This is a genomic window from Blautia sp. HCP3S3_B11 (assembly GCF_052064435.1).
Classification (GTDB): domain Bacteria; phylum Bacillota; class Clostridia; order Lachnospirales; family Lachnospiraceae; genus Blautia_A.
On sequence record NZ_JBQHVP010000010.1, the window covers coordinates 95,756 to 119,229 of the forward strand.

Below are 23,474 nucleotides of genomic sequence, written 5' to 3' on the forward strand. Positions count from 1 at the left end.
AAATGAAAATATGTATTTGGTGTACTAAGATATTTGATCTTGGCGGAACTAAGCGAGTTGTCACACTCCTTGCAAATGAACTTGTAAAAGAACATGATGTAACGATCATGATATACCAGGATAGATTTAAAGAAGACCGCAATATGTATCATATGAGCGAAGATATCAAAGTGGACTTTATTGACAACAGTGAATTTGTCAATCGCCATCATACACCGGCTTTCTGCTGGCGTTATCTTGTTCAGAAACTGAATGCGAAATATGGAATTTTTAATAAAGAAAGATTTAACGATATCCTGGCAGATGCGATTTTCCCTAAGAAGACCAGGGAAAAATGGGTGAAGTATTTAAATGAGCAGAACTATGATATCATTATTACAACTGCCGGTCTGAGTCTTCGCCTTGGTATGCTGGCACCGGAACTGAATGCAAAGACGATTGGCTGGCAGCATAACTGCTATGCCGGATATCTGGATGTGCCTAATGTTGTATTCTGGAAACAGGAATGTCTGCTTCAGGAATACCTGCCCAAATTGGACAGATATATCGTCCTCAGTGATTATGATAAACGCGATTATAAGAAATTCCTGGATATTGATACAGAGGTTAAAATCAATCCGAGAAGTTTCGTAAGCGAACGCAAATGTGATCCAAAATCCAAGCGTTTTCTTATGGCTACCCGTTTCGTATATGCCAAGGGTCTTGACTTGATGATGGAATCCTTTGAGGAATTCTGCAAACAGGATGACGAATGGCAGTTAGATATTATCGGAGCCGGTGATCTTTGGAATCAGATCGTGGCAGATGCCAAAAGACGTGGTATTGAAGACAGAGTTAACTTTGTTGGCTATACCAATGAACCGGAGAAATATTATCTGAATTCATCTATTTTCCTTCTTCCGTCAAGATGGGAAGGGTGGCCGATGGTTATCATGGAAGCTTTTGAGTTTGGTCTTCCGGTTATCGCATTCCATACAGGTGCGATGGATCTGATCATAGATGATGGAAAGACAGGATACCTGCCGGAAGCTTTTGATACAAAGAAATTTACAGATGCAATGTTAAAACTTGCCCATGACGAAGAGCTTCGCAGGGAGATGTCCAGAAATGCAATCTGGAAGTCAGAAGATTTTGCAATTGAAAAAGCTGTCAAAGAATGGAACCGTCTTTTCAACCGTGTGATGGGAATTGAGACATTTTATCAGAAGAATGAAAAGAAGATTCTTGAATGCAGGGAAAAATATCCGTTGAGAACCAGTTATGCTGAATTTGTAAAGGAATATCAGCTAAAGGATAAAACCATTCTTTACGAAGCGTTTGGCGGACGTGGAATGATCTGTAATCCGTATGCTCTTTTCCTGTACCTTCTGGAAAAAGAAGAGTATCAGGATTATACACATATCTGGGTTTTGGATGATTTTGAAGACAACAGGAAGCAGATTGAAAAATACGAGAAATATCCAAATGTAAGATTTGTAAAATATAAGTCAAAGGAATATTGTAAAGATCTTGCAACGGTAAAATATCTGGTAAATAATGTAAGTTTCCCAAGCTATTTCCTTAAGAGAGAAGGACAGGTGCTGATCGATACCTGGCATGGTACTCCGTTAAAGAACATGGGATTTGATATTCCGGGAGCTAATATTTCTCAGGGAAATACAGCAAGAAATCTGCTTAGTGCAGATTATATTGTTTCTTCAGGCCCTTACATGACTGAGACGGCATATAAGAATTCTTATAAAATGCAGAATCTGTATGAGGGAACAATCCTTGAAGAAGGCTTCCCGCGCAATGATAAACTGTTTGAGAATAATCGCGCAGAAATTATTCGGAAACTTCAAGGTTATGGCGTAAATGCAGAAGCGGATAAAAAAATAATCCTTTATGCTCCGACATGGAGAGGTGAGCAGTATAGTCAGCCGGATACAGATTTACAGGACGTATATAAACTGATTCAGAGCATAGAAGACAGCATAGATACAAAAGAGTATCAGGTATTGGTTAAACTTCATCAGATCGTATATCATTATCTGAAAGAGAATCAGGTGGAACTGGGAGATGCTCAGGCGAAATTTATCCCTGCTACAATGGATACCAATGAGATTTTGTCTGTAACAGATGTACTTATTTCTGATTATTCCAGTATTTTCTACGATTTCATGCTGACAGGAAAACCGATTCTGTTCTATGTGCCTGATGCAGAAAAATTTGAAGATTACAGAGGATTATATTATGGATTTGACAATCTTCCGGGACCGGCGGTATCTTCACCGGAGAAACTGGGTGAGCTGCTCAAAGATATTCCGGCAGCAGTAAGTTCTTATCAGGAGAAATATGCGAAAGCCAGAGTACAGATATGTCCAAGAGATGACGGAAATGTCTGCAGACGAATCGTTGATGTGATGTTTGACGGAAAAGAACCGGTAAATCCGGTATACCTGAATAAAACAGATAAAGTAAAACTTTTGGTATATGCAGGTGATTTTAGTGATGCACCTGAGACAACGGCATTTTATAAATTCCTGAACAAAGTAGATTTTGAACATTTTGATGTCACCCTGATTGGTAATGGCGCAAAGGAAGAGGAATCTGCAAAGAAATTGAATGAACTGTCAAAAGAAGTGAGGGTATTATACTGGAAACGTTCTTATCCTGCTACAGATGAGGAATATGTATGCCATAAGAAGTTCATGAAAGCAGAGGAAACAGAAGTGCCTGAGATGCTTCTTGATTTCTATAAACGTGAGCTTCGAAGAATACTGGGAATGTCAAAGTTTGACTATGCTGTAGTGTTTACAGATATGAAGAAGTTTTTCCCTGCAATGTCTGGTGCACTGGATGTGAAGCAGATATATGACATAGAAAACTGGCAGGAAGTTCTGAAACTTTAAAAAAATATGTAAGCAGTCTGGTAAGTATAAATACTGGACTGCTTTTTATATTATAGAAAATTATTTTGTAGTATTTCTATGACAGGAAAATATGATAAAGCTTTTCGAGTGCTACTGAGAACAGAGTGAACAGTAACTTTCAGGTGCGCAGATAATTGCGCATGGATTTTAAGGCATTTTTCTCCAGGCGGCTGACCTGTGCCTGGGAGATGCCTATTTCCTGAGCCACTTCCATCTGAGTTTTTCCTTCGTAAAAGCGTAGTTCTATGATATGTTTTTCACGTTTACTCAGACGCTTCATAGCTTCCCTGAGAGACAGATCTTCAATCCAGCGATCTTCTTTATTTTTGGTATCGCTGATTTGATCCATAACATAAAGAGTATCTCCTCCTTCGGTATAAACCGGTTCAAAGAGGCTTACCGGATTTTGAATCGCGTCCAGAGCGTATACGATCATTTCTTTTTCGATACCGATTTCCTGTGCAATCTCGGTGACTGTCGGTTCTTTAAGATACTGTTTCATATAAGTTTCGCGGGTATAGATCGCTTTATATGCAATGTCGCGAAGAGAGCGGCTTACACGAATGCTGTTATTATCCCTTAGGTATCTTCGGATTTCTCCAATGATCATGGGAACGGCATATGTTGAAAATTTTACCTGTAGAGTTGTGTCAAAGTTATCGATTGCTTTGATCAGGCCGATACAGCCGATCTGAAAGAGATCATCTGCATTTTCGTTGCTGTTTTGAAATCTTCGTATCACACTGAGGACCAGCCGCAGGTTTCCTTTGATGTATAATTCACGTGCCTGTTCATCACCTTCTTTGATACGGCTGAACAGTTCTTCTTTTTCTTCTGCATTAAGAACAGGAAGTTTCGCCGTATTGACTCCACAGATTTCTACTTTGTTCAGTGCCATCTTTTTTGAATCCTCCTTATTATCCTTAAACGTAAAACAGTAAAATTCACCTGATAATGTTTCAGTAAGAATGATTCTCAGATGGAGGAATAATTATACTTTTGACTGGAAAATATAAAAAATATTACCCCTTGACAAAATAAAGGCTTAAAGCATATCGCTATATTCGTCTGACGCAGCAGGTGTGGTTATATGGTTATTTATGTAAACATTTTTCTTCTTCAATCTCCACAAGAATAATATCATCACCAATTCGGCAGATGCATTCCCAGGGAATGAGATATTCGCTGTCATGTCCAAAAAGACAACACAGTTTTCCGGGACCAGGCACGATCAAAGCTGTCAGACGATTAGTTTTGCAGTCGAATTCTATATCAACAGGACATCCAAGACTTCGACAGGTGCAGGTATTGATTACTTCTTTTTGCTTTAATTCGCAGATTCTCATAGAATTGGAAGATCCTTTCTGAATACAAAGAGTCATCCGTTACCGAGAGCGAAATGAACAGTAACGTTATCTGATAACAATTTATGTATTTTTGCGAAAATTTATGCAAGTCCTTTTATTGACACTTCAAATAGAAATACAGTATAATAAACTCATACGTAACTGTTCAGTACCATGTTTCTATGTGAAAATATCTCATGGGATAGTAGACTGCTGAATAGTTACAGCTATACAACATAATCTCACAGAAAACGTGATATGACTTAAAAAGGGGGGACGTCCTATGAAGTGTCCATTTTGTAATCAGGATAACACGAGAGTAGTTGATTCCAGACCGGTAGAGGATACAAACTCTATTCGTCGCCGCCGTTTATGCGATGCCTGTGGCAGAAGATTTACTACATATGAGAAAGTGGAGAGTATTCCGCTTACGGTGATCAAGAAAGATCAGAACAGAGAGCAGTACAGTCGTGCCAAGATTCAGGCAGGCATTCTGAGAGCGTGCTATAAAAGACCGATATCTATAGATAAAGTGGAAGAAATGATGGATGCCATCGAAGGGGAAATTTTTAATACGGAAGAAAAAGAAATTTCCAGCACAAAGATTGGAGAGATCGTGATGAATCATCTCAAAGATCTGGATGCGGTTGCTTATGTACGTTTCGCATCAGTGTACAGAGAATTTAAAGATGTCAGTACATTTATGGATGAACTGAAGAAGTTTATGAATTAACACATTAATATTGATCAGATGCTGTGAAAAAAAGATAGCTGCTGTTTTGAGATAGCGGGTGAAAGACTGCATATATCAGACAGCAGTTTTTATATTACAGGTAAGCGGATTGCGAATATCCGATTGACAAATTATTTGGAAATATCCAAAATACAGACGAAAAATGGAGTATATTTTTACATTATAAAAAGCCGGCAGAATTAATTCCACCGACTTTTTATGTGTATTTTTTATGGGGTAGTTAACGAATTAAAAATTAAACAATACCCTGAGCTTTCATAGCATCTACAACTTTCTCAAAGCCTGCGATGTTAGCACCTACAACATAGTTGCCTTCCATTCCATAACGTTTGGAAGCATCATCAACTTTGTTGAAGATGTCAACCATGATCTGATGAAGTTTTGCATCAACTTCTTCAGCTGTCCAGGAAAGTCTTGCAGAGTTCTGGCACATTTCCAGCGCGGAAGTAGCAACACCACCGGCATTAGCAGCTTTACCAGGCATAAATGTTACGCCGTTTGCCATAAGATAATCTGTTGCTTCACGGGTAGTAGGCATGTTAGCACCTTCTGCAACATATTTGCAGCCGTTTGCGATAAGAGTTTTAACGGCGTCAAGATCAAGCTCGTTCTGTGTTGCGCATGGAAGATAGATATCGCATTTGATATTCCAGATACCTTTTCCTTCTGTGTAAGTAGCGCCTTCAACACGATCAGCATATTCTTTGATACGTCCACGTTTTACTTCTTTGATATCTTTAACGATGTCAAGTTTGATTCCTTCCGGATCATAGATATATCCGTTGGAGTCGCACATAGCAACAACTTTACCGCCAAGTTCAGTAGCTTTTTCTACAGCGTAGATAGCAACGTTACCGGAACCTGTTACGATAAGAGTTTTACCGGAAATTGTATCGTTTTTAGCTTTAACCATCTCGTCAAGCATATATACAAGACCATATCCTGTGGCCTGTGTACGGATTAAAGATCCACCATAGGAAAGACCTTTACCTGTGAGAACACCTTCATATAATCCACGGTTTCTCTTGTACTGTCCGTACAGATAACCGATCTCACGTCCGCCTACACCGATATCACCTGCAGGAACGTCCATGTCAGCGCCGATATATTTGGAAAGCTCTGTCATAAAGCTCTGGCAGAATGCCATAACTTCTCTGTCAGATTTTCCTTTAGGATCGAAGTTGGAACCACCTTTACCGCCACCGATTGGGAGACCTGTAAGAGAGTTCTTGAAGATCTGCTCAAAACCTAAGAATTTAAGAATTCCCTGGTTTACTGACGGATGGAATCTTAAACCACCCTTGTATGGTCCGATTGCGCTGTTGAACTGTACACGATAACCCTTGTTTACCTGTACAACACCCTTGTCATCTACCCACGGAACACGGAAAGAAATGATTCTTTCTGGCTCAACAAGACGCTCCAGAATGGAAAGTTTGCGGTATTCTTCTTCATTTTTGTCGATTACGACTTTAAGGGAGTCTAAAACTTCCTTTACTGCCTGATGGAATTCAGGCTCATTTGGATTCTGTGCTACGACTCTCTCGTATACCTCTTCAGTATAAGACATAATGATTTCCTCCTCGTCGATCGTTTGAGTTATAATTTTTAAATCGACGTTATTATACACTAAAGTGTTACAAATGGAAAGAGATAAATGAAATTTTTTTATAAAAATTTTGTGAACAAATTTTGACTTGATAAAAAAAGTTAAATATGAGAAAATGTTAAGAATCATCCATATGATATTGGTCACTATAATTTCTGTAACATTTATGAGCCAGAACGTGTTTGCAGAAAGGCTTTTTAAACACGATCTGGTGAAAGAAAAAACAGTTTATATAAAATATAGACCAGATGGAAAAAAAATGCTATACTTTTATTAAATAGCTGGAAACAGTTATTGTTTTAAGTTTTCGGTTACGATTCATTCTATACTTGTTATACCCGGTAACTTGCGGGATATTAGCAGTGAAAAGTAACATTATCGATCAGTATCTCATAACAGATCAGGGATGAAGAGGGGGACTTATTATCGACAGAATTGTGAAGAAAGGGGATTTAATTACATGGCGGGATTTAAAATGAAAGTAACACCTGAAATTGAAAATCTGACTGATATCTGCAAGGAGCATACAAGTCTGGATCTTTCTTTGTATGGAAAATATGATGTAAAGAGAGGTCTGCGTGACATTAATGGAAAAGGCGTTCTTGCGGGGCTGACACAGGTTTCCAATGTCAAAGCTACAAAGATCGTAGATGGTAAAGAAGTTCCATGTGCAGGCAGTCTTTCCTACAGGGGATACGATATTAAAGAACTGACAAAGGGCTTTATTGAAGACGACAGATATGGGTTTGAAGAAGTTACATATCTGTTGTTGTTTGGGAAGCTTCCTGACAAGAAGCAGCTTGCTGATTTTACAGAGCTTCTGGCTGATCAGCGGTCACTCCCGACAAATTTTGTCCGCGATGTTGTAATGAAAGCACCAAGTAAGGATATTATGAATGCTCTTTCAAGAAGCGTGCTTACATTATATTCTTATGATACAAATCCAGATGACACGTCATTGCCAAATGTACTCAGACAATGTCTGAATCTTATCAGTATATTTCCACTGCTGTCTGTCTATGGTTATCAGGCTTATAACCATTACATAAAGGGAAAGAGCCTTTATATCCATAATCCGAAGAAAGAACTTTCAACGGCAGAGAACATTCTGAGAATGTTAAGACCAGATAAGAAATATTCACATCTGGAAGCGAAGATTCTGGATATTGCACTTATTCTTCATATGGAGCATGGCGGAGGTAATAACTCTACATTTACAACTCATGTTGTCTCTTCATCAGGAACCGATACTTATTCTGCGATTGCGGCAGCACTTGGATCTTTAAAAGGACCAAAACATGGCGGCGCAAACATTAAAGTTGTCAAAATGTTCAATGATATGAAGAAAGAAGTTAAGGACTGGAAAGATGAAGACGAAGTCCGTGTATACTTAAAGAGACTTCTTCATAAAGAAGCATTTGATCAGAAAGGACTGATCTATGGTATGGGACATGCCATCTATTCTGTATCTGATCCGCGAGCCGAAGTGTTTAAAACTTATGTGGAAACACTGGCAAGGGAGAAGGGCAGAATGAAGGATTATGGTCTGTATTCTATGGTAGAACGTCTGGCACCGGAAGTAATTGCAGAGGAACGTCGTATTTATAAAGGGGTAAGTGCCAATGTGGATTTCTACAGTGGCTTTGTCTACAGTATGCTGGATCTGCCGCTTGAGCTGTTTACGCCGATGTTTGCAGTTGCGCGTATCGTAGGATGGAGTGCTCACCGAATGGAAGAGCTTATCAATGCTGACAAGATCATTCGTCCTGCATACAAGAACGTTCTGGAACCGGCGGTATACGTTCCGCTTAATGAGCGTTGATCGTAAAAATACAAATAAAGGAATAGCTGCAAATGTTTAAATGTTTTTTTCCGGATGAATATGTGGATTCTACTTATGTGATTGACTTTGACAATCTGTATGCGCAAGGATACAGGGGGCTTTTATTTGATATAGATAATACTTTAGTACCCCATGGCGCACCGGCAGATGAGAGAGCATGCGCATTGTTTGCACATTTGAAGGAACTTGGCTTTAAGTGTTGTTTCCTGTCGAATAATCAGTATGAAAGAGTTTCCTCTTTTAATGATGCGATAGGAGAGCATTTCATAGAAGATGCACACAAGCCTTCAACGAAGAATTATATCAGGGCAATGGAACTTCTTGGAACTGACAGGAGTAATACGATTTTTGTGGGAGACCAGCTGTTTACTGATATATTTGGAGCGAAACGTGCAGGAATCCGTAATATTCTGGTGAAACCACTCAATCCGAAAGAAGAGATTCAGATCGTACTTAAGAGATACCTTGAAAGAATTGTGCTATATTTTTACCGTAAAGAGGAGGGGAATTCATGAACCATATTGTTATCATAGGATTTATGGGTTCAGGAAAAACAAAAGTAGGAAAACGTCTGGCAAAGGATTTTAATCTGCCGTTTATAGATGTTGACCGCGTAGTAAGTAAAAAGATGAACCTTACAATGAAAGAGATTTTTGAAAGATTTGGCGAACCATTTTACAGAGCACTTGAGACTACTGTAATTAAGGCTTTAATCGATGATCCGGAACAGAAAGTTATTTCACTGGGAGCCGGACTGCCGATGCAGGAGCAGAATGCCAAATATATCAGGAAGCTTGGGACTGTGGTATATCTGAAAGGATCTTACGCTACATTGAAGAAGAGACTGGAGAATTCCAGCAATAATCCTTTGATCGAAGGTGAAGATAAAGAAGACAAGATCAAGAAGCTTCTGAAACAAAGAGATCCGGTTTATGCGAAGTTTGCGGATGTTGAGATGGTCACAGGAGACAAGCCTTTTGAGGAGCTGATCGCCCAGCTTGAAGAAAAATTAAAAACATATGTAAAAAATAGTTGAAAAAAGCGTCGGAATATTATAAAATTAAACAAGAGTGTGTCACGAAGATGAAGAATGAGAAAGACACACACTTTGAACCGGCTGTTGCTGTAAATGCCATTTCAGAATGAAAACCGGCGGGAAACAGCATCGCTGAACTTGTACTATTAAGGAGGAAATATAACTATGATTTCAGCAGGTGATTTCAAAAACGGTATCACACTTGAAATTGACGGAAACGTATGTCAGATTGTTGAATTCCAGCACGTAAAACCAGGAAAGGGTGCTGCTTTCGTAAGAACAAAATACAAAAATATCATCACAGGAGCAGTTCTTGAAAAATCTTTCCGTCCTACAGAGAAATTCCCGGCAGCACGTATCGAGCGTGTAGATATGCAGTATCTGTATGATGATGGTGATCTGTACTATTTCATGAATGTAGAGACATATGATCAGGTTGGTCTTACAAAAGATCAGGTTGGCGATTCTCTTAAATTCGTTAAAGAGAACGAAATGGTTAAGATTTGTTCCCATAACGGAAACGTATTTGCTATCGAGCCACCTCTGTTCGTAGAACTTGAAGTTACTGAGACAGAGCCAGGATTCGCGGGAAATACAGCACAGGGCGCTACGAAACCGGCTACTGTAGAAACAGGTGCACAGGTTCAGGTTCCGCTGTTCGTTAACCAGGGCGATAAACTGAAAATCGATACAAGAACAGGAGAATATCTCTCCAGAGTATAATTGCAGGTTATCATTAAGGATTTGCGGTTATAAGAAAGTAATCAGACTGCCATCGGTGAAGACCGGTGGCAGTTTTTATATAGGAGGAATGAAGTGATGGAATACGTAACACTTGGAAAAACAGGATTAAAAGTTTCCAGAATGGGACTTGGTGGAATCCCGATTCAGAGAATTGATGCAGAAGGAACAAAAAGTCTGCTACATAAACTGGCAGATCAGGGTGTGAATTATATTGATACAGCCAGAGGCTATACAGTAAGTGAAGAGTATCTTGGATATGCGTTAGAAGGCATCAGAGATAAATTTGTACTTGCAACAAAGTCTATGGCGCGCACAAAAGAATCTATGGCGGCAGATATTGAGAAGAGTCTTCATAATCTTCGCACAGATTATATTAATCTGTACCAGGTACACAATCCAAGTATGGAGCAGTTGGATCAGGTGCTGGCAGCAGGCGGTGCTCTTGAGGCATTACAGGAAGCAAAGGCGGCAGGCAAGATCGGACATATTGGATTAACTGCACATTCAACAGAAGTATTTGCACGTGCACTGGAACTGGACTGGGTAGAGACGATTATGTTTCCATATAATATCGTAGAGAGCCAGGGTGAAGAACTGATTGCAAAATGTAAAGAGAAAAATATCGGATTTATTGATATGAAACCACTGGCAGGAGGCGCTATTGAGAATGGAACACTGGCACTTCGCTATATCTGTGCCAATAAGAATGTCACAATCGTAATTCCTGGAATGGCAGAAGAGAAAGAAATGGAAGAAAACATCAAAGCCTGTCTTGATTCTTCTCCGTTAAATGAGAAGGAATTGAAAGAAATTGAAGAAGTCAGAGAACAGCTTGGCACAAATTTCTGCCGCAGATGTAATTATTGCGCACCTTGCAGCGTGGGAATCAGTATTCCGAATGTATTCCTGTTTGCAGGTTACTTAAACCGTTATGGACTGGGTGACTGGGCAAAGAACCGTTATAGTTCACTTGCAGTGAAAGCTTCTGCGTGCGTGGAATGCGGTGCCTGTGAGACCAGATGTCCATATCATCTGCCGATTCGTGAAATGATGAAGGAATGTGCACAGCAGTTTGGAGAATAAATATCAGATAGAGACTTGGTATTTATTTCTTATACTGCAGTTTTAAGAAAATAATAATTATATGGATAATTGCGCGTCATATTCTCGTTATTTCAGCAATAGCGATGAGTTCAGACGCGCATTTTTTATATTATAGGAATATTACAGAACAATTTTTTATAATATAAAAAAGAGAAGCCGAAGCTCCTCTCTTTCTATATCTTGCGTTCCAACGGCACAATCAATATTCTTGTATACGCTCGCTAATCGCGTAATCAGGATTTGACTAGGCGCGCTATAGTGGACCTGGCGGGAATTGAACCCGCGTCCGAAAGCCTATTCATTAAGGCATCTCCCATCACAGTCGCTGTTTTAACATTCCCTCAATGATACGCCCACCGACAGGCTTATCATCTTAGTAGCTTCATAATACATCTACCGGGGCAAAGCTTACCCGGCAAGGTTTCTCACATAGTCGACGCCAGATTCCTGAAGTGTGAGTGCATCAGGGCTGACGAGCAGCAATTAGGCTGCTAACGCGTACTGTTCGTCTGCGTTTATATTTAGGTTCCCGGTTGGTACGCAGTCCAGGAGTCTGCGGATGGCTTCCCCAACTTCAAAGCCCCCGTCGAAACCAGTACAAGCCCTGAATATGACTCTTGCTACGCTGTCCTTTTATAAAACAGCACTGGTGGTAAGACGAAAGCGTGTTTCTTAATGTTGGCATGTATTATATTCCAGATGAGTTTAATTATATGAAAGAATTTAAACGCTGTCAAGTCTATTTTCGCTAAAATTTCTTTTTGTTTCTTTTGTATGTTCACAAAACTTACATAAATCTTTGCTATAGTACCGTTATAGAAAATTACAGATGATTGTTCATATTTCAATTTCATATAAAATGAACAATGATTTAGCTGATGAAAGAAGAAGCAGCAGAGTAGGATACGAGCTGCTTTGAAAGATAAAAAAGAAAACGGAGGAGATAAAGATGGATGCGTTGAAAATCCTGGTGGTAGATGATGAAAGTCGTATGAGAAAACTGGTAAAGGACTTCCTGACAAAGAAGAATTTTCAGGTGCTTGAGGCAGGTAACGGTGAGGAGGCTATGGATATCTTTTATGAAGAAAAGGATATCGCGCTGATCATTCTTGATGTTATGATGCCGAAGATGGACGGATGGGAAGTCTGCCGTGAAATCCGTAAAAATTCAAAGGTGCCGATCATTATGCTGACAGCGAGAAGTGATGAGAGAGACGAACTACTCGGATTTGATCTGGGAGTAGATGAATATATTTCCAAGCCATTCAGCCCGAAGATTCTTGTGGCGAGAGTAGAAGCAATTCTCCGACGTACCGGTCAGAGTAATCCGGAAGATGTGCTTTCAGCAGGTGGTATCGTGATAGACAAAGCCGCACATCTGGCTACCGTAGATGGCAATCCGATGGAATTAAGCTTCAAGGAATTTGAACTTCTGACCTATTTTCTGGAGAATGAGGGAATAGCTCTTTCCAGAGAGAAGATTCTTAATTCTGTATGGAATTACGACTACTTCGGAGATGCCCGTACCATTGACACCCATGTCAAGAAACTCAGAAGCAAAATGGGTGACAAAGGTGAATATATCAAAACTGTATGGGGCATGGGTTATAAGTTTGAGGTAGACGAATGACAGTAAATGGGAATACAGGTGAGAAAGGGCTTCCAGGTGAAAAAACTGACGAAAAAGAAATTCAAAAAAATTTAAAGAATGAGTCAGCGCCTGCTGAAAAATCACAAAAAAATAAGAAACGTAAGAAACGAGTCAAAGCTAAAAAATTTCATTCTCTGAAGCATCAGATTTCAGTGTTGTTTATAGGATTGCTGTTATTATCTATTTTCAGCATTACTTTGATTAACGGTCTGTTTCTTGAAAAGTATTACGTGTCCAAGAAAGTGGAAGCACTAGAAGAAGCAAAAGTACTTTTATCCCAGATGAATCTGGATGATATACTGGAATATGACACAGATTCGGGAGAAGACACAAAAGAAGCAAAAGCTGAGATTCCGGATGAGATTGAATGGAACAGTTCCAGAAATAACCTTACGTGGATCATTGTAAATGAGGAGAACAGTGGATACTATTACTGGGGTGAGAATAATATGGCCAAGATGCTCCGAAGTAAATTATTCGGATATGTGAATGATCTTGATAAGGATATGGAGCGCAGCCGCATTCTCAAACAGACAGATACCTGTACTATGTGGCAGGTACATGACCGATTTGCAGGTATGGAATATGTAGAATGTTGGGGGCAGTTTGATAATGGCTATTATTTTCTGATCCGTTCTCCACTGGAAAGTATAAAAGAAAGCGCTGCTATTTCTAATAGTTTTTATTTTGTTGTAGGAGCAATCATAGTTGTGATCAGCGGATTGATCATTCTGGTAGTAACAAGTCGTATTACCCGACCAATCAGTGAACTGACAAAGCTGTCAGAAAAGATGTCGGACCTTGATTTTGAGGCAAGATATCAGAGTTGGGCGGGAAATGAGATTGATGTGCTTGGTGATAATTTCAACAAGATGTCCAGAAAACTGGAAAGTACGATTTCTGAACTGAAATCGGCAAATAACAAATTGCAGAAGGATATTGAAGATAAGATCAAGATTGATGAAATGCGTAAAGAATTTCTGGATAACGTATCACACGAGCTGAAAACTCCGATCGCGTTGATTCAGGGCTACGCAGAAGGTCTGAATGAAAATATTTCCGATGATCCGGAGAGCAGAGAGTTTTACTGTGAAGTTATCATGGATGAAGCATCCAAAATGAATAAACTGGTAAAGAATCTGTTGACCTTAAATCAGCTGGAATCCGGTAAAGATGCTCCGTTGATGGAGCGTTTCGATATTGTATCTCTGATAAAAGGAGTGATTGGCTCTATGCACATTATGATTGAGCAAAAAGAGGCAACAGTGATTTTTGAAGAGACAGAGCCTGTATACGTCTGGGCAGATGAATTTAAAACGGAAGAAGTTGTAACAAACTATACAAGCAATGCGTTAAATCATCTGGATGGAGAACGTAAGGTGGAAATCAAAGTATTCCGTGAGGGTGACTGCGTAAAAGTGACAGTATTTAACACAGGAACTCCGATTCCGGAAGAGGATATTCCAAATCTCTGGAATAAATTCTATAAAGTAGATAAAGCACGTACAAGAGAGTATGGCGGAAGCGGCATTGGACTTTCGATTGTTAAGGCGATTGTTGAGGGCATGAACCAGAAGTATGGCGTATGTAACTATGATAACGGTGTTGAGTTCTGGTTTACGCTGGATTGCAGACAGTAAGAAATTAAGAGAATATTGTCAGATGATCTTTCCTGTAAAGTAAAAGACCTGTCTTTCAGTCAGAAGTATGCGATAACTAAGAATAGTAGCAGATGACTGAAATAAAAGAAAATAAAAAGAAACAAAAACAGACAGTTGCAAAGAAATTATACTTTGCAACTGTCTGTTTTTGGGTTATACTGTATTATAGCTATGCAAATATAGCGGGCGGATATTCTTATCCGTTGGATCTGAATCAAAGGTAAAACAGATAGTTGATTCAGTTTGACAGGTACTCTGAGGTATACTTGGATTACTATATAATGAGGAAAAAGATAATGATATAGGAGGACAACATGATAGCGATAATCGATTACGACGCCGGAAATATCAAAAGCGTGGAAAAAGCACTTCATTATCTTGGAGAAGAAACAATTGTAACCCGTGATCCGCAGACTTTATTAAGTGCAGATAAAGTGATTCTGCCGGGAGTGGGAAGTTTTGGGCAGGCTATGGAGAATCTCCATACATATGGACTTGTAACGGTGATTCATGAGATTGTAGAGAAAAAGATACCATTTCTTGGAATCTGCCTTGGACTTCAGCTCCTTTTTGAAAGTAGTGAAGAAACTCCTGGGGTAGAGGGACTTGGAATCCTGAAAGGTAAAATCGTTAAGATTCCACCGGCAGCAGGACTTAAGATTCCGCATATGGGCTGGAACTCTCTGCATCTTCAGAATAATGGCAGATTGTTTGAAGGAATTCCGGAACAGACCTATGTATATTTTGTTCATTCCTATTATTTGCAGGCAGAGGATCCTGAAATCGTAAAAGCAACGACAGAATATAGCACCTGCATTCATGCATCTGTAGAGAAAGACAATGTATTTGCGTGTCAGTTTCATCCGGAAAAGAGCAGCAAATGGGGACTGAAAATACTTGAGAATTTTGCTGCTATCGGAAAAACAACAGAAACTGACGAAAAGGAGGGAAGATAAATGTTTACAAAGAGAATTATTCCCTGCCTGGATGTAAATAATGGACGTGTGGTAAAGGGCGTTAATTTTGTCCAGCTTCGTGATGCCGGTGATCCAGTGGAGATTGCGAAGGCTTATGATGCGGCGGGAGCAGATGAACTGGTATTTCTGGATATTACAGCATCCTGCGAACAGAGAGACACCGTCGTAGATATGGTAAGACGTGTAGCTGCCAATGTATTTATTCCTTTTACAGTAGGCGGCGGAATTCGTACAGTAGATGATTTCAAGAAGCTGTTAAGAGAAGGCGCGGATAAAATTTCTGTAAATTCTGCGGCTATCGACAGACCGGAGCTTATCAGTGAGGCGGCAGATAAATTCGGAAGCCAGTGTGTTGTAGTTGCCATTGATGCCAAGAGAAGAGAAGATGGCGGCTGGAATATCTACAAACATGGTGGAAGACTGGATACAGGAATCGATGCTGTAGAATGGGCGAAGAAAGTGGAAGCCCTTGGCGCAGGTGAGATTCTTCTTACCAGCATGGACTGCGATGGAACGAAAGCGGGATATGATCTGAAACTTACCAGAGCAATCGCAGATGCAGTATCCATTCCGGTGATCGCATCAGGCGGTGCAGGTACACTGGAGCATTTTTATGATGCACTGACCGAAGGGGGAGCAGGTGCTGCACTGGCTGCGTCTTTGTTCCATTATAAAGAACTGGAGATTTCTCAGGTGAAGGATTATCTGTCTGACAGGGGAATTTCTGTCAGACGATGACCACGAAAAATATAAGAGGTGAAGGATAAGGTATGTCAGCAATTTCAGGTGACTGGCTGGAAGCCCTGAAGGGGGAGTTTCACCAGCCGTATTATGCGAAATTATATAAAACGGTGATGACAGAATATCAGACTAGGAAGATTTTTCCTCCTGCGGATGATCTGTTTAATGCATTTCATTTTACACCGTTGAATGAAGTGAAGGTAGTGATCCTGGGTCAGGATCCCTATCATAATGACGGGCAGGCTCATGGGCTTTGTTTTTCCGTAAAGAGAGGAGTGGAGACTCCGCCGTCGCTGGTGAATATTTATCAGGAGCTTCATGATGACTGTGGATGCTATATCCCCAATAACGGCTATCTGGAGAAGTGGGCGAAGCAGGGGGTGCTTCTTCTGAACACCGTTTTGACTGTACGCGCCCATCAGGCAAATTCACACAGGGGGATCGGCTGGGAGCAGTTTACGGATGCTGCGATCCAGGTTCTGAATGAGCAAGACCGTCCTATTGTATTTTTGCTATGGGGACGTCCGGCGCAGATGAAAAAATCCATGCTGAATAATCCGAAGCATCTGATTCTGGAGGCACCTCATCCAAGTCCTCTGTCTGCTTACAGGGGATTTTTCGGATGTAAACATTTCAGTAAAACAAACGAATTTCTTGTTGCCAATGGTCTGGAACCAATCGACTGGCAGATAGAAAATATATAAGAAAAGAGGTAATGTGTAGTCAGGTAAAAGACACACAGTGATAACATGAATCAGAAAAACAATTTAGTAAAAAATGCATCCTTTCTGATGATTGCAGCTATGATCTCCAAGGTGATCGGTCTTCTGTACAAGAGTCCCCTTTCCAATATTATCGGAAGCCTTGGAATGGGCTATACAAGTCTTGCACAGAATGCCTATATGATCCTTCTGATGATCGCATCCTTTAGTATTCCACAGGCGGTATCCAAGCTGATCTCCGAGCGTATTGCTCTGAAGGATTACAGAAATGCACATAAGTTCTTTAAGGGTGCCATGATCTATGCCATGGTGATTGGCGGAGTGGTCGGTTTATTCTGTCTCTTTGGAGCAGGGCTGATCATCCCTCAGAATCAGAAGGATGCAATTCCGGCACTTCAGATCCTGGCTCCGACGATTTTTTTGTCCGGTATTCTTGGGGTATTCAGAGGATATTTTCAGGCATACAGAAATATGATGCCAACATCTATCTCCCAGATCATTGAGCAGGTATTTAATGCGGCAGTCAGTCTTCTGGCAGCCTGGGGATTCATCAATGCATTCTCAGATGGAACAGAGAACAGCATTGCAAAATGGGGGGCAGCAGGTTCCACAGTAGGAACCGGAGCCGGAGTGGTGACTGCATTGGCATTCATGCTTCTGGTGTATGGTTTAAACCGCAGAAAAATCCTGCACCGGGTAGAGAAAGACCACAGACATCAGGAAGAGTCCTACAAAGAGATTTTTCGTGTGATTATCCTGGTTGTTTCGCCGATCATTCTCAGCGCCTTTGTTTATAATGTAAATGCTTATATCAATGGGTATCTTTTCTCGGATATTCTGGGAAGAAGAGGTGGAGATGCGGCACAGATTGGTATTTTATATGCAGAGTATGCTACTTACTTTATGACTATTATTAATATTCCTCTGACGCTGTCCAGTACGGCACCTACTTCCATGATTCCGGAAGTTTCCGCCCTGTATGCCACCGGAGACATTGAAGCGACCAGAGAGTGCATTGACCAGACCGTACAGCTTTCTATGGTAGTTTCCGCCCCATGTGCCATGGGACTGGCAGTGCTTGCACAGCCGATTGTATTTTTGCTTTACGGAAATTCCACAGGACTGGCAGCCAACCTGCTGATCCTTGGTTCTTTTTCGATCCTGCTCAATGGAATGTCAAATATTTCCAATGGAGTTCTGCAGGCAATCGGACAGCAGAGGATTCCGGTGATTACGGCTGCAATCGCACTGGTTGTGGATATTGTGGTAGTGGTAGTGCTTCTGTTTACTACAAACCTTGGAGTTTATGCACTGCTGATCGCAATGGTGATCTATTCTGTGGTTGTATGTGTGTTAAATGACAGAGCCATGAAGAAATATCTGCAGTATAAGAATCCATGGAAAGAAGGATATCTGTATCCTGTTCTTGCATCTGTTCCCATGGGAATTGTTGCAGGCTGTATCTGTTATGGACTGAATATTTTTGTAAAATCCAATTTCATTTGTCTGATCGTTTCCATTCCTGTTGCTGCGGTTGTTTATCTGTTTGCTTACCTGATCATCAGCAAACCGTCAGAATCACAGCTTAGAAGAATTCCGGGTGGAAGCTATCTGATAAGGATTGCAGAGAAACTTCCGTTCTGGAAGAATAATTAAACACTGAAATTATAAAAAACAAAAGAGTTATATTTCATGGTTTAAATGTAGTTCTGAAATAGAAACACATTTAAAATTTCTGAAATATAACTCTTTTTTTGAGCGCGTTTGAAAAATGCTTTTCGCAAAGCAGGATATGTAGATTGCGGGAATGATTTTTCAAATACGCTCTAAGGCGGATATATTGCAAGGTAAAATACATTGCAATATATCCATTACGGTATTATTTATGCATTTTTTTCTTCTGCTTTTTTCAGATTCTTCTGGGCTGTGGAGAGCATCAGTTTGATTCGGTTCAGCTGGTTGACTTCACTTGCACCCGGATCATAGTCGATGGCTACAATGTTTGCTGTGGGATATTCTCTGCGGATTTCTTTGATAACACCCTTACCCACAATATGGTTCGGCAGACATCCGAAAGGCTGGATACAAACAATATTCGGAACATCTCCATGGATCAGTTCCATCATCTCACCTGTCAGGAACCATCCCTCACCTGTCTGGTTTCCGGTGGAAACGATCGGAGATGCCATTTTTGCCAGATCTCTGATATCAGCAGGCGGTGCAAAATGGCGGCTCTGTGCAAGAGCTTCGCTTGCAGGCTTTCTCACCCATTCGATTGCTTTGATTCCCCAGTTTGCCATGGTTGCCTTGGACTTCTTGAATCCAAGATTTTCTACCTTAAAGTTCTGATTATAGAAGCAGTAGCACATGAAATCGATCAGATCCGGTACAACTGCCTCAGCGCCTTCAGATTCCAGAAGCTCTGCCAGATGATTATTTGCAGCAGGCAGGAACTTGACAAGGATCTCACCTACGATGCCGACACGAGGCTTCTTCACATCACTGATCGGAATGGTATCAAATTCGTGAACCATTTCGCGGCACATTTTCTTAAACTGGCTGTGGCTGACACTGCTTCCGCTTAAGAAAGAGATCACACGCTGTTCCCAGATTTTATGTTTTCTGTTTACGATTCCCTCTTCCAGTTCATAAGGACGCATACGATATACGCATTTCATCAGGATATCTCCGAATACGGCACCGTAAGCAACTTTCTTCACTAATGGAAGCGTAAGTTTGAATCCGGGATTGCTTTCCAGACCGCTTAAGTTAACAGAGATAACCGGAATCTGTTCCATACCGGCTTTCTTTAATGCGCGTCGTATAAATGCGATATAGTTGGAAGCACGACATCCGCCACCTGTCTGTGACATGACAACGGCCGTTTTGTTCAGGTCATATTTACCGGAAAGCAGAGCATCCATGATCTGTCCCACAACGATCAGAGACGGATAGCAGGCGTCATTGTTTACATACTTCAGACCAACATCCACTGCATGCTTATTGTCATTCGGAAGCACCTCCAGGTTGTATCCGCAGGAATTGAATGCTGCCTGCAGGAGGCTGAAATGGAACGGTGACATCTGCGGGCAGAGGATGGTATAGTCCTTTCTCATTTCCTTTGTAAAGGATACTTTATCAATGGAAGCAGGTTTGACAGTACGTTTCTGTCCCTGTGCTTTCTTCGCACGGATCGCTGCGATCAGGGAACGGATACGGATTCTTGCAGCACCAAGGTTATTTACCTCGTCAATCTTTAAGCAGGTATAGATTTTGTCACTTCCGTCAAGGATTTCATAAACCTCGTCTGTAGTAACTGCATCCAGACCACATCCAAAAGAGTTGAGCTGGATCAGATCCAGGTCATCGCGTGTCTTTACATAGTTTGCGGCAGCATACAGTCTGGAGTGGTACATCCACTGGTCGTTGACGCGGATCGGGCGTTCCACAGGTGCCAGATGAGAGATGGAATCCTCAGTAAGTACGGCAATACCATAGCTGTTGATCAGATCCGGGATACCATGATGGATTTCCGGGTCAATATGGTATGGGCGTCCTGCAAGGACAATACCATGGCGTCCTGTATCTTCCAGATATTTCAGGGTTTCTTCCCCTTTTTTCTGTACATCGCGGCGTGCAGCAGCCATTTCTTCCCAGCCCTTATGCACAGCAGCTTTGACTTCTCCTGCCGGGATATCCTTAAATTCCTCTACCAGACGATTTGCCAGAATTTCCTCAGAAGTAAATGCAAGGAAGGGATTGCGGAAGGTAATGGACGGATCATTTAATTCGTCTACGTTATTTTTGATATTTTCGGCATAAGAAGTAACAATCGGGCAGTTATAGTGATTGACTGCATCCGGGAACTCGTTACGTTCATATGGGATACATGGGTAGAAAATAAATTTCACGCCATTGCGGATCAGCCAGGTTACATGGCCATGTGCGAGCTTGGCAGGGTAGCATTCGGATTCACTTGGAATGGATTCAATACCCAGCTCATAAATCTTTCTGGTGGAAGTAGGAGAGAGCACAACCTCATACTTCAGTTCTGTAAAGAAAGTATACCAGAAAGGATAATTCTCAAACATATTCAGAACACGCGGGATACCTACTTTACCTCTGGATGCCTTATCAGCAGTAAGCGGTGTGTAGGAGAAAATACGTTTATATTTGTATTCATAAAGATTCGGAATATGATCTTTGTTCTTTTCCTTACCGATACCACGCTCGCAGCGGTTACCGCTTACATACTGACGGCCTCCGGAGAATTTGTTGATAGTCAGACGGCAGTTATTGGTACATCCACGACAGTTTGCCATAGAAGTTGTATATTTCAGCTCGTTGATCTTATCAATGGAGAGCATAGTCGTTTCTGCGCCTTCCTGATGGCGTTCACGGGCAATCAGTGCGGCACCGAAGGCACCCATGATTCCGGCAATATCCGGACGGATGGCTTCGCAGCCTGCAATCTTTTCGAAGCTTCGAAGAACCGCATCATTGTAGAAGGTACCACCCTGTACAACGATGTGTCTGCCAAGTTCGGAAGCATCAGAAACCTTAATAACCTTATAGAGTGCATTTTTGATAACAGAGTAAGCAAGACCTGCGGAAATATCGGAAACCTCAGCTCCCTCTTTCTGTGCCTGCTTTACCTTGGAATTCATGAAAACAGTACATCTGGTACCAAGATCAATAGGATGTTGTGCGAAAACAGCAGCTTTTGCGAAATCCTGTACTGTATAATTCAGGGATTTGGCAAAGGTTTCAATAAAGGAACCGCATCCGGAGGAGCATGCTTCATTTAACTGTACGCTGTCAACGGTCTTGTTGCGGATCTTGATACATTTCATATCCTGTCCGCCGATATCCAGGATACAGTCTACCTCTGGGTCAAAGAATGCAGCTGCATAGTAATGGGATACGGTCTCAACCTCGCCCTCATCCAGGAGCAGGGCCGCTTTGATCAGAGCCTCGCCGTAACCTGTAGAACAGGAATAAGCGATCTTTGCGTCTTTGGGAAGCAGTTCATAGATTTCTTTAATAGAACGGATGGTAGTTTTTAACGGGTTTCCGTTGTTACTGCTGTAAAAGGAATAGAGAAGTGTTCCATCTTCGCCTACCAGTGCAGTTTTGGTTGTGGTGGAACCTGCATCAATACCCAGATAGCAGTTTCCTTTATATGTAGCCAGATCTCCTGTTTTTACTTTGTAGGAACTCTGACGTTTTGCAAATGCATCGTATTCTTCCTGAGAAGCGAAAAGTGGTTCCATACGTTCTACTTCAAAATCCAGCTTAATGGAATTGCGGAGTCTGTCTTTCATTTCTGTCAGGGAAATGGAGTTGTCTTCTTTTGCATTTAATGCAGAACCGATGGCTGCAAAAAGATGGGAGTTCTCCGGAATGATGGTGTGTTCCTCATCCAGCTTCAAAGTACGGATAAAGGATTCTCTCAGTTCGGACAGGAAGTGAAGCGGACCACCCAGGAATGCAACATGTCCACGGATGGGTTTTCCACAGGCAAGACCGGAGATGGTCTGGTTTACAACTGCCTGGAAAATAGAAGCTGACAGATCCGGTTTGGTTGCACCGTCATTGATCAGCGGCTGGATATCCGTTTTGGCGAAAACACCGCAGCGTGCAGCAATCGGGTAGAGCGCTTTGTAATCTTTGGCATATTCATTCAGACCTGTGGCATCTGTCTGGAGAAGAGAAGCCATCTGGTCGATGAAAGAACCGGTACCGCCTGCACAGATACCGTTCATACGCTGTTCTACGTTTCCGTTTTCGAAATAAATGATCTTGGCATCCTCACCGCCAAGCTCGATGGCAACATCTGTCTTTGGTGCCAGCTTCTGCAGAGAAGTAGAAACTGCAATAACCTCCTGGGTAAAAGGAACGCCCAGATGGTTGGCAAGGGTCAGACCGCCGGAACCTGTGATCACAGGATGGAGAGTCATCTCGCCATACTGGTCAAAGGCCTCCTGAAGAAGGTCTGCAAGGGTTTCCTGAATGTTCGCAAAATGACGCTTGTAATCCGCGAAAATGAGATTTTCATTCTCATCTAAGATCGCAATCTTTACAGTAGTGGAACCAATGTCAATTCCAAGTGTTTTGTAATTCATAAAGTAAATTCAAGCCTCCTCGTATTGTATATAAACAAAGTTGAATTTTTCCTTACTGTTTGCTGCTGATATCATGCAAAGCGTGCTGCCGGACACGAAGTAAACAGTAAAAATCTATCCTGTTCTTTCCTATTAAATATCTGTTTCCAGATATGGGATATTCCGTAATATTATACGCTAATGGCCTGAAAAAGACAATATGAAACTTTACCAATGATTACCTTATTTGCAGTTGAAAATTCAGCTATT

The 23,474-nt window shown here is 41.2% G+C and carries 17 protein-coding genes and 1 other RNA gene; 13 read left to right on the forward strand and 5 right to left on the reverse strand.

Annotated elements, in window-relative coordinates; genetic code table 11:
* Window positions 1–2 precede the first annotated feature (2 nt).
* A complete protein-coding gene (locus ACTNC0_RS09665; RefSeq protein ID WP_441087208.1) occupies window positions 3–2,891 on the forward strand; it encodes a CDP-glycerol glycerophosphotransferase family protein in 2,889 nt (962 codons plus the stop codon).
* A gap of 139 nt (window positions 2,892–3,030) precedes the next feature.
* Here the strand turns inward: ACTNC0_RS09665 and sigG are convergent, their stop codons facing one another.
* Both sigG and ACTNC0_RS09675 read right to left on the reverse strand, forming a co-directional pair.
* Window positions 3,031–3,810 carry an RNA polymerase sporulation sigma factor SigG gene (sigG, locus tag ACTNC0_RS09670; protein WP_118609560.1) on the reverse strand — a complete coding sequence of 260 codons (780 nt, stop codon included), beginning with the start codon at window positions 3,808–3,810 and terminating at the stop codon, window positions 3,031–3,033.
* Window positions 3,811–4,006: 196 nt separating this feature from the next.
* The gene (locus tag ACTNC0_RS09675; RefSeq protein ID WP_117677030.1) at window positions 4,007–4,258 is read right to left on the reverse strand and encodes a PRC-barrel domain-containing protein; all 252 of its coding nucleotides are present in this window, start codon (window positions 4,256–4,258) and stop codon (window positions 4,007–4,009) included.
* Between the two features lie 283 nt (window positions 4,259–4,541).
* Between ACTNC0_RS09675 and nrdR the strand changes: the two genes are divergently transcribed.
* A complete protein-coding gene (gene nrdR / locus ACTNC0_RS09680) occupies window positions 4,542–4,991 on the forward strand; it encodes a transcriptional regulator NrdR (protein ID WP_117677031.1) in 450 nt (149 codons plus the stop codon).
* A gap of 256 nt (window positions 4,992–5,247) precedes the next feature.
* Here nrdR and gdhA read toward each other — a convergent pair whose 3' ends face one another.
* Complete coding sequence (gene gdhA, locus ACTNC0_RS09685; RefSeq protein ID WP_117677032.1) at window positions 5,248–6,582, reverse strand: NADP-specific glutamate dehydrogenase; 1,335 nt, start codon at window positions 6,580–6,582, stop codon at window positions 5,248–5,250.
* A 499-nt stretch (window positions 6,583–7,081) separates the two neighbouring features.
* On the opposite strand from gdhA, the gene ACTNC0_RS09690 reads away from it, so the two are divergent.
* The 5 genes from ACTNC0_RS09690 to ACTNC0_RS09710 all read left to right on the forward strand — a co-directional run bounded on the left by ACTNC0_RS09690 (window position 7,082) and on the right by ACTNC0_RS09710 (window position 11,327).
* The gene (locus tag ACTNC0_RS09690) at window positions 7,082–8,443 is read left to right on the forward strand and encodes a citrate/2-methylcitrate synthase (RefSeq protein ID WP_441087209.1); all 1,362 of its coding nucleotides are present in this window, start codon (window positions 7,082–7,084) and stop codon (window positions 8,441–8,443) included.
* A 32-nt stretch (window positions 8,444–8,475) separates the two neighbouring features.
* Complete coding sequence (locus ACTNC0_RS09695; RefSeq protein ID WP_119244829.1) at window positions 8,476–8,979, forward strand: YqeG family HAD IIIA-type phosphatase; 504 nt, start codon at window positions 8,476–8,478, stop codon at window positions 8,977–8,979.
* On the forward strand, window positions 8,976–9,500 hold the full coding sequence (locus tag ACTNC0_RS09700) for a shikimate kinase (RefSeq protein ID WP_441087210.1): 525 nt from the start codon (window positions 8,976–8,978) through the stop codon (window positions 9,498–9,500). The genes ACTNC0_RS09695 and ACTNC0_RS09700 overlap by 4 nt, the downstream gene beginning before the upstream one ends.
* Window positions 9,501–9,665: 165 nt before the next feature.
* On the forward strand, window positions 9,666–10,223 hold the full coding sequence (gene efp, locus ACTNC0_RS09705) for an elongation factor P (protein ID WP_008703519.1): 558 nt from the start codon (window positions 9,666–9,668) through the stop codon (window positions 10,221–10,223).
* A gap of 96 nt (window positions 10,224–10,319) precedes the next feature.
* Window positions 10,320–11,327, forward strand: coding sequence for an aldo/keto reductase (locus tag ACTNC0_RS09710; RefSeq protein WP_441087211.1), 1,008 nt, complete (start codon window positions 10,320–10,322; stop codon window positions 11,325–11,327).
* 277 nt (window positions 11,328–11,604) lie between these two features.
* Here ACTNC0_RS09710 and ssrA read toward each other — a convergent pair.
* Window positions 11,605–11,953, reverse strand: a transfer-messenger RNA (tmRNA) gene (ssrA, locus tag ACTNC0_RS09715).
* 344 nt (window positions 11,954–12,297) lie between these two features.
* Between ssrA and ACTNC0_RS09720 the strand changes: the two genes are divergently transcribed.
* From ACTNC0_RS09720 to ACTNC0_RS09745, 6 genes are all read left to right on the forward strand, one after another.
* Window positions 12,298–12,978 (forward strand): response regulator transcription factor, encoded by a 681-nt coding sequence (locus ACTNC0_RS09720; RefSeq protein WP_117677037.1) that lies wholly within the window; start codon window positions 12,298–12,300, stop codon window positions 12,976–12,978.
* Window positions 12,975–14,639 carry a sensor histidine kinase gene (locus ACTNC0_RS09725; RefSeq protein ID WP_441087213.1) on the forward strand — a complete coding sequence of 555 codons (1,665 nt, stop codon included), beginning with the start codon at window positions 12,975–12,977 and terminating at the stop codon, window positions 14,637–14,639. Before ACTNC0_RS09720 ends, ACTNC0_RS09725 begins: the two co-directional genes overlap by 4 nt.
* Before the next feature lie 335 nt (window positions 14,640–14,974).
* Complete coding sequence (gene hisH / locus ACTNC0_RS09730; protein WP_441087214.1) at window positions 14,975–15,616, forward strand: imidazole glycerol phosphate synthase subunit HisH; 642 nt, start codon at window positions 14,975–14,977, stop codon at window positions 15,614–15,616.
* Window positions 15,617–16,375, forward strand: coding sequence for an imidazole glycerol phosphate synthase subunit HisF (gene hisF / locus ACTNC0_RS09735; protein WP_441087215.1), 759 nt, complete (start codon window positions 15,617–15,619; stop codon window positions 16,373–16,375).
* 32 nt (window positions 16,376–16,407) lie between these two features.
* Window positions 16,408–17,082, forward strand: a complete 675-nt coding sequence (ung, locus tag ACTNC0_RS09740) for a uracil-DNA glycosylase (protein ID WP_008703498.1) — start codon at window positions 16,408–16,410, stop codon at window positions 17,080–17,082.
* A 45-nt stretch (window positions 17,083–17,127) separates the two neighbouring features.
* Entirely contained in the window at window positions 17,128–18,756 is a 1,629-nt protein-coding gene (locus ACTNC0_RS09745) for a putative polysaccharide biosynthesis protein (protein WP_441087216.1), read from the forward strand.
* Window positions 18,757–18,983: 227 nt separating this feature from the next.
* Here ACTNC0_RS09745 and ACTNC0_RS09750 read toward each other — a convergent pair whose 3' ends face one another.
* Window positions 18,984–23,225 (reverse strand): acyl-CoA dehydratase activase-related protein, encoded by a 4,242-nt coding sequence (locus ACTNC0_RS09750; protein WP_441087217.1) that lies wholly within the window; start codon window positions 23,223–23,225, stop codon window positions 18,984–18,986.
* Window positions 23,226–23,474 lie beyond the last annotated feature (249 nt).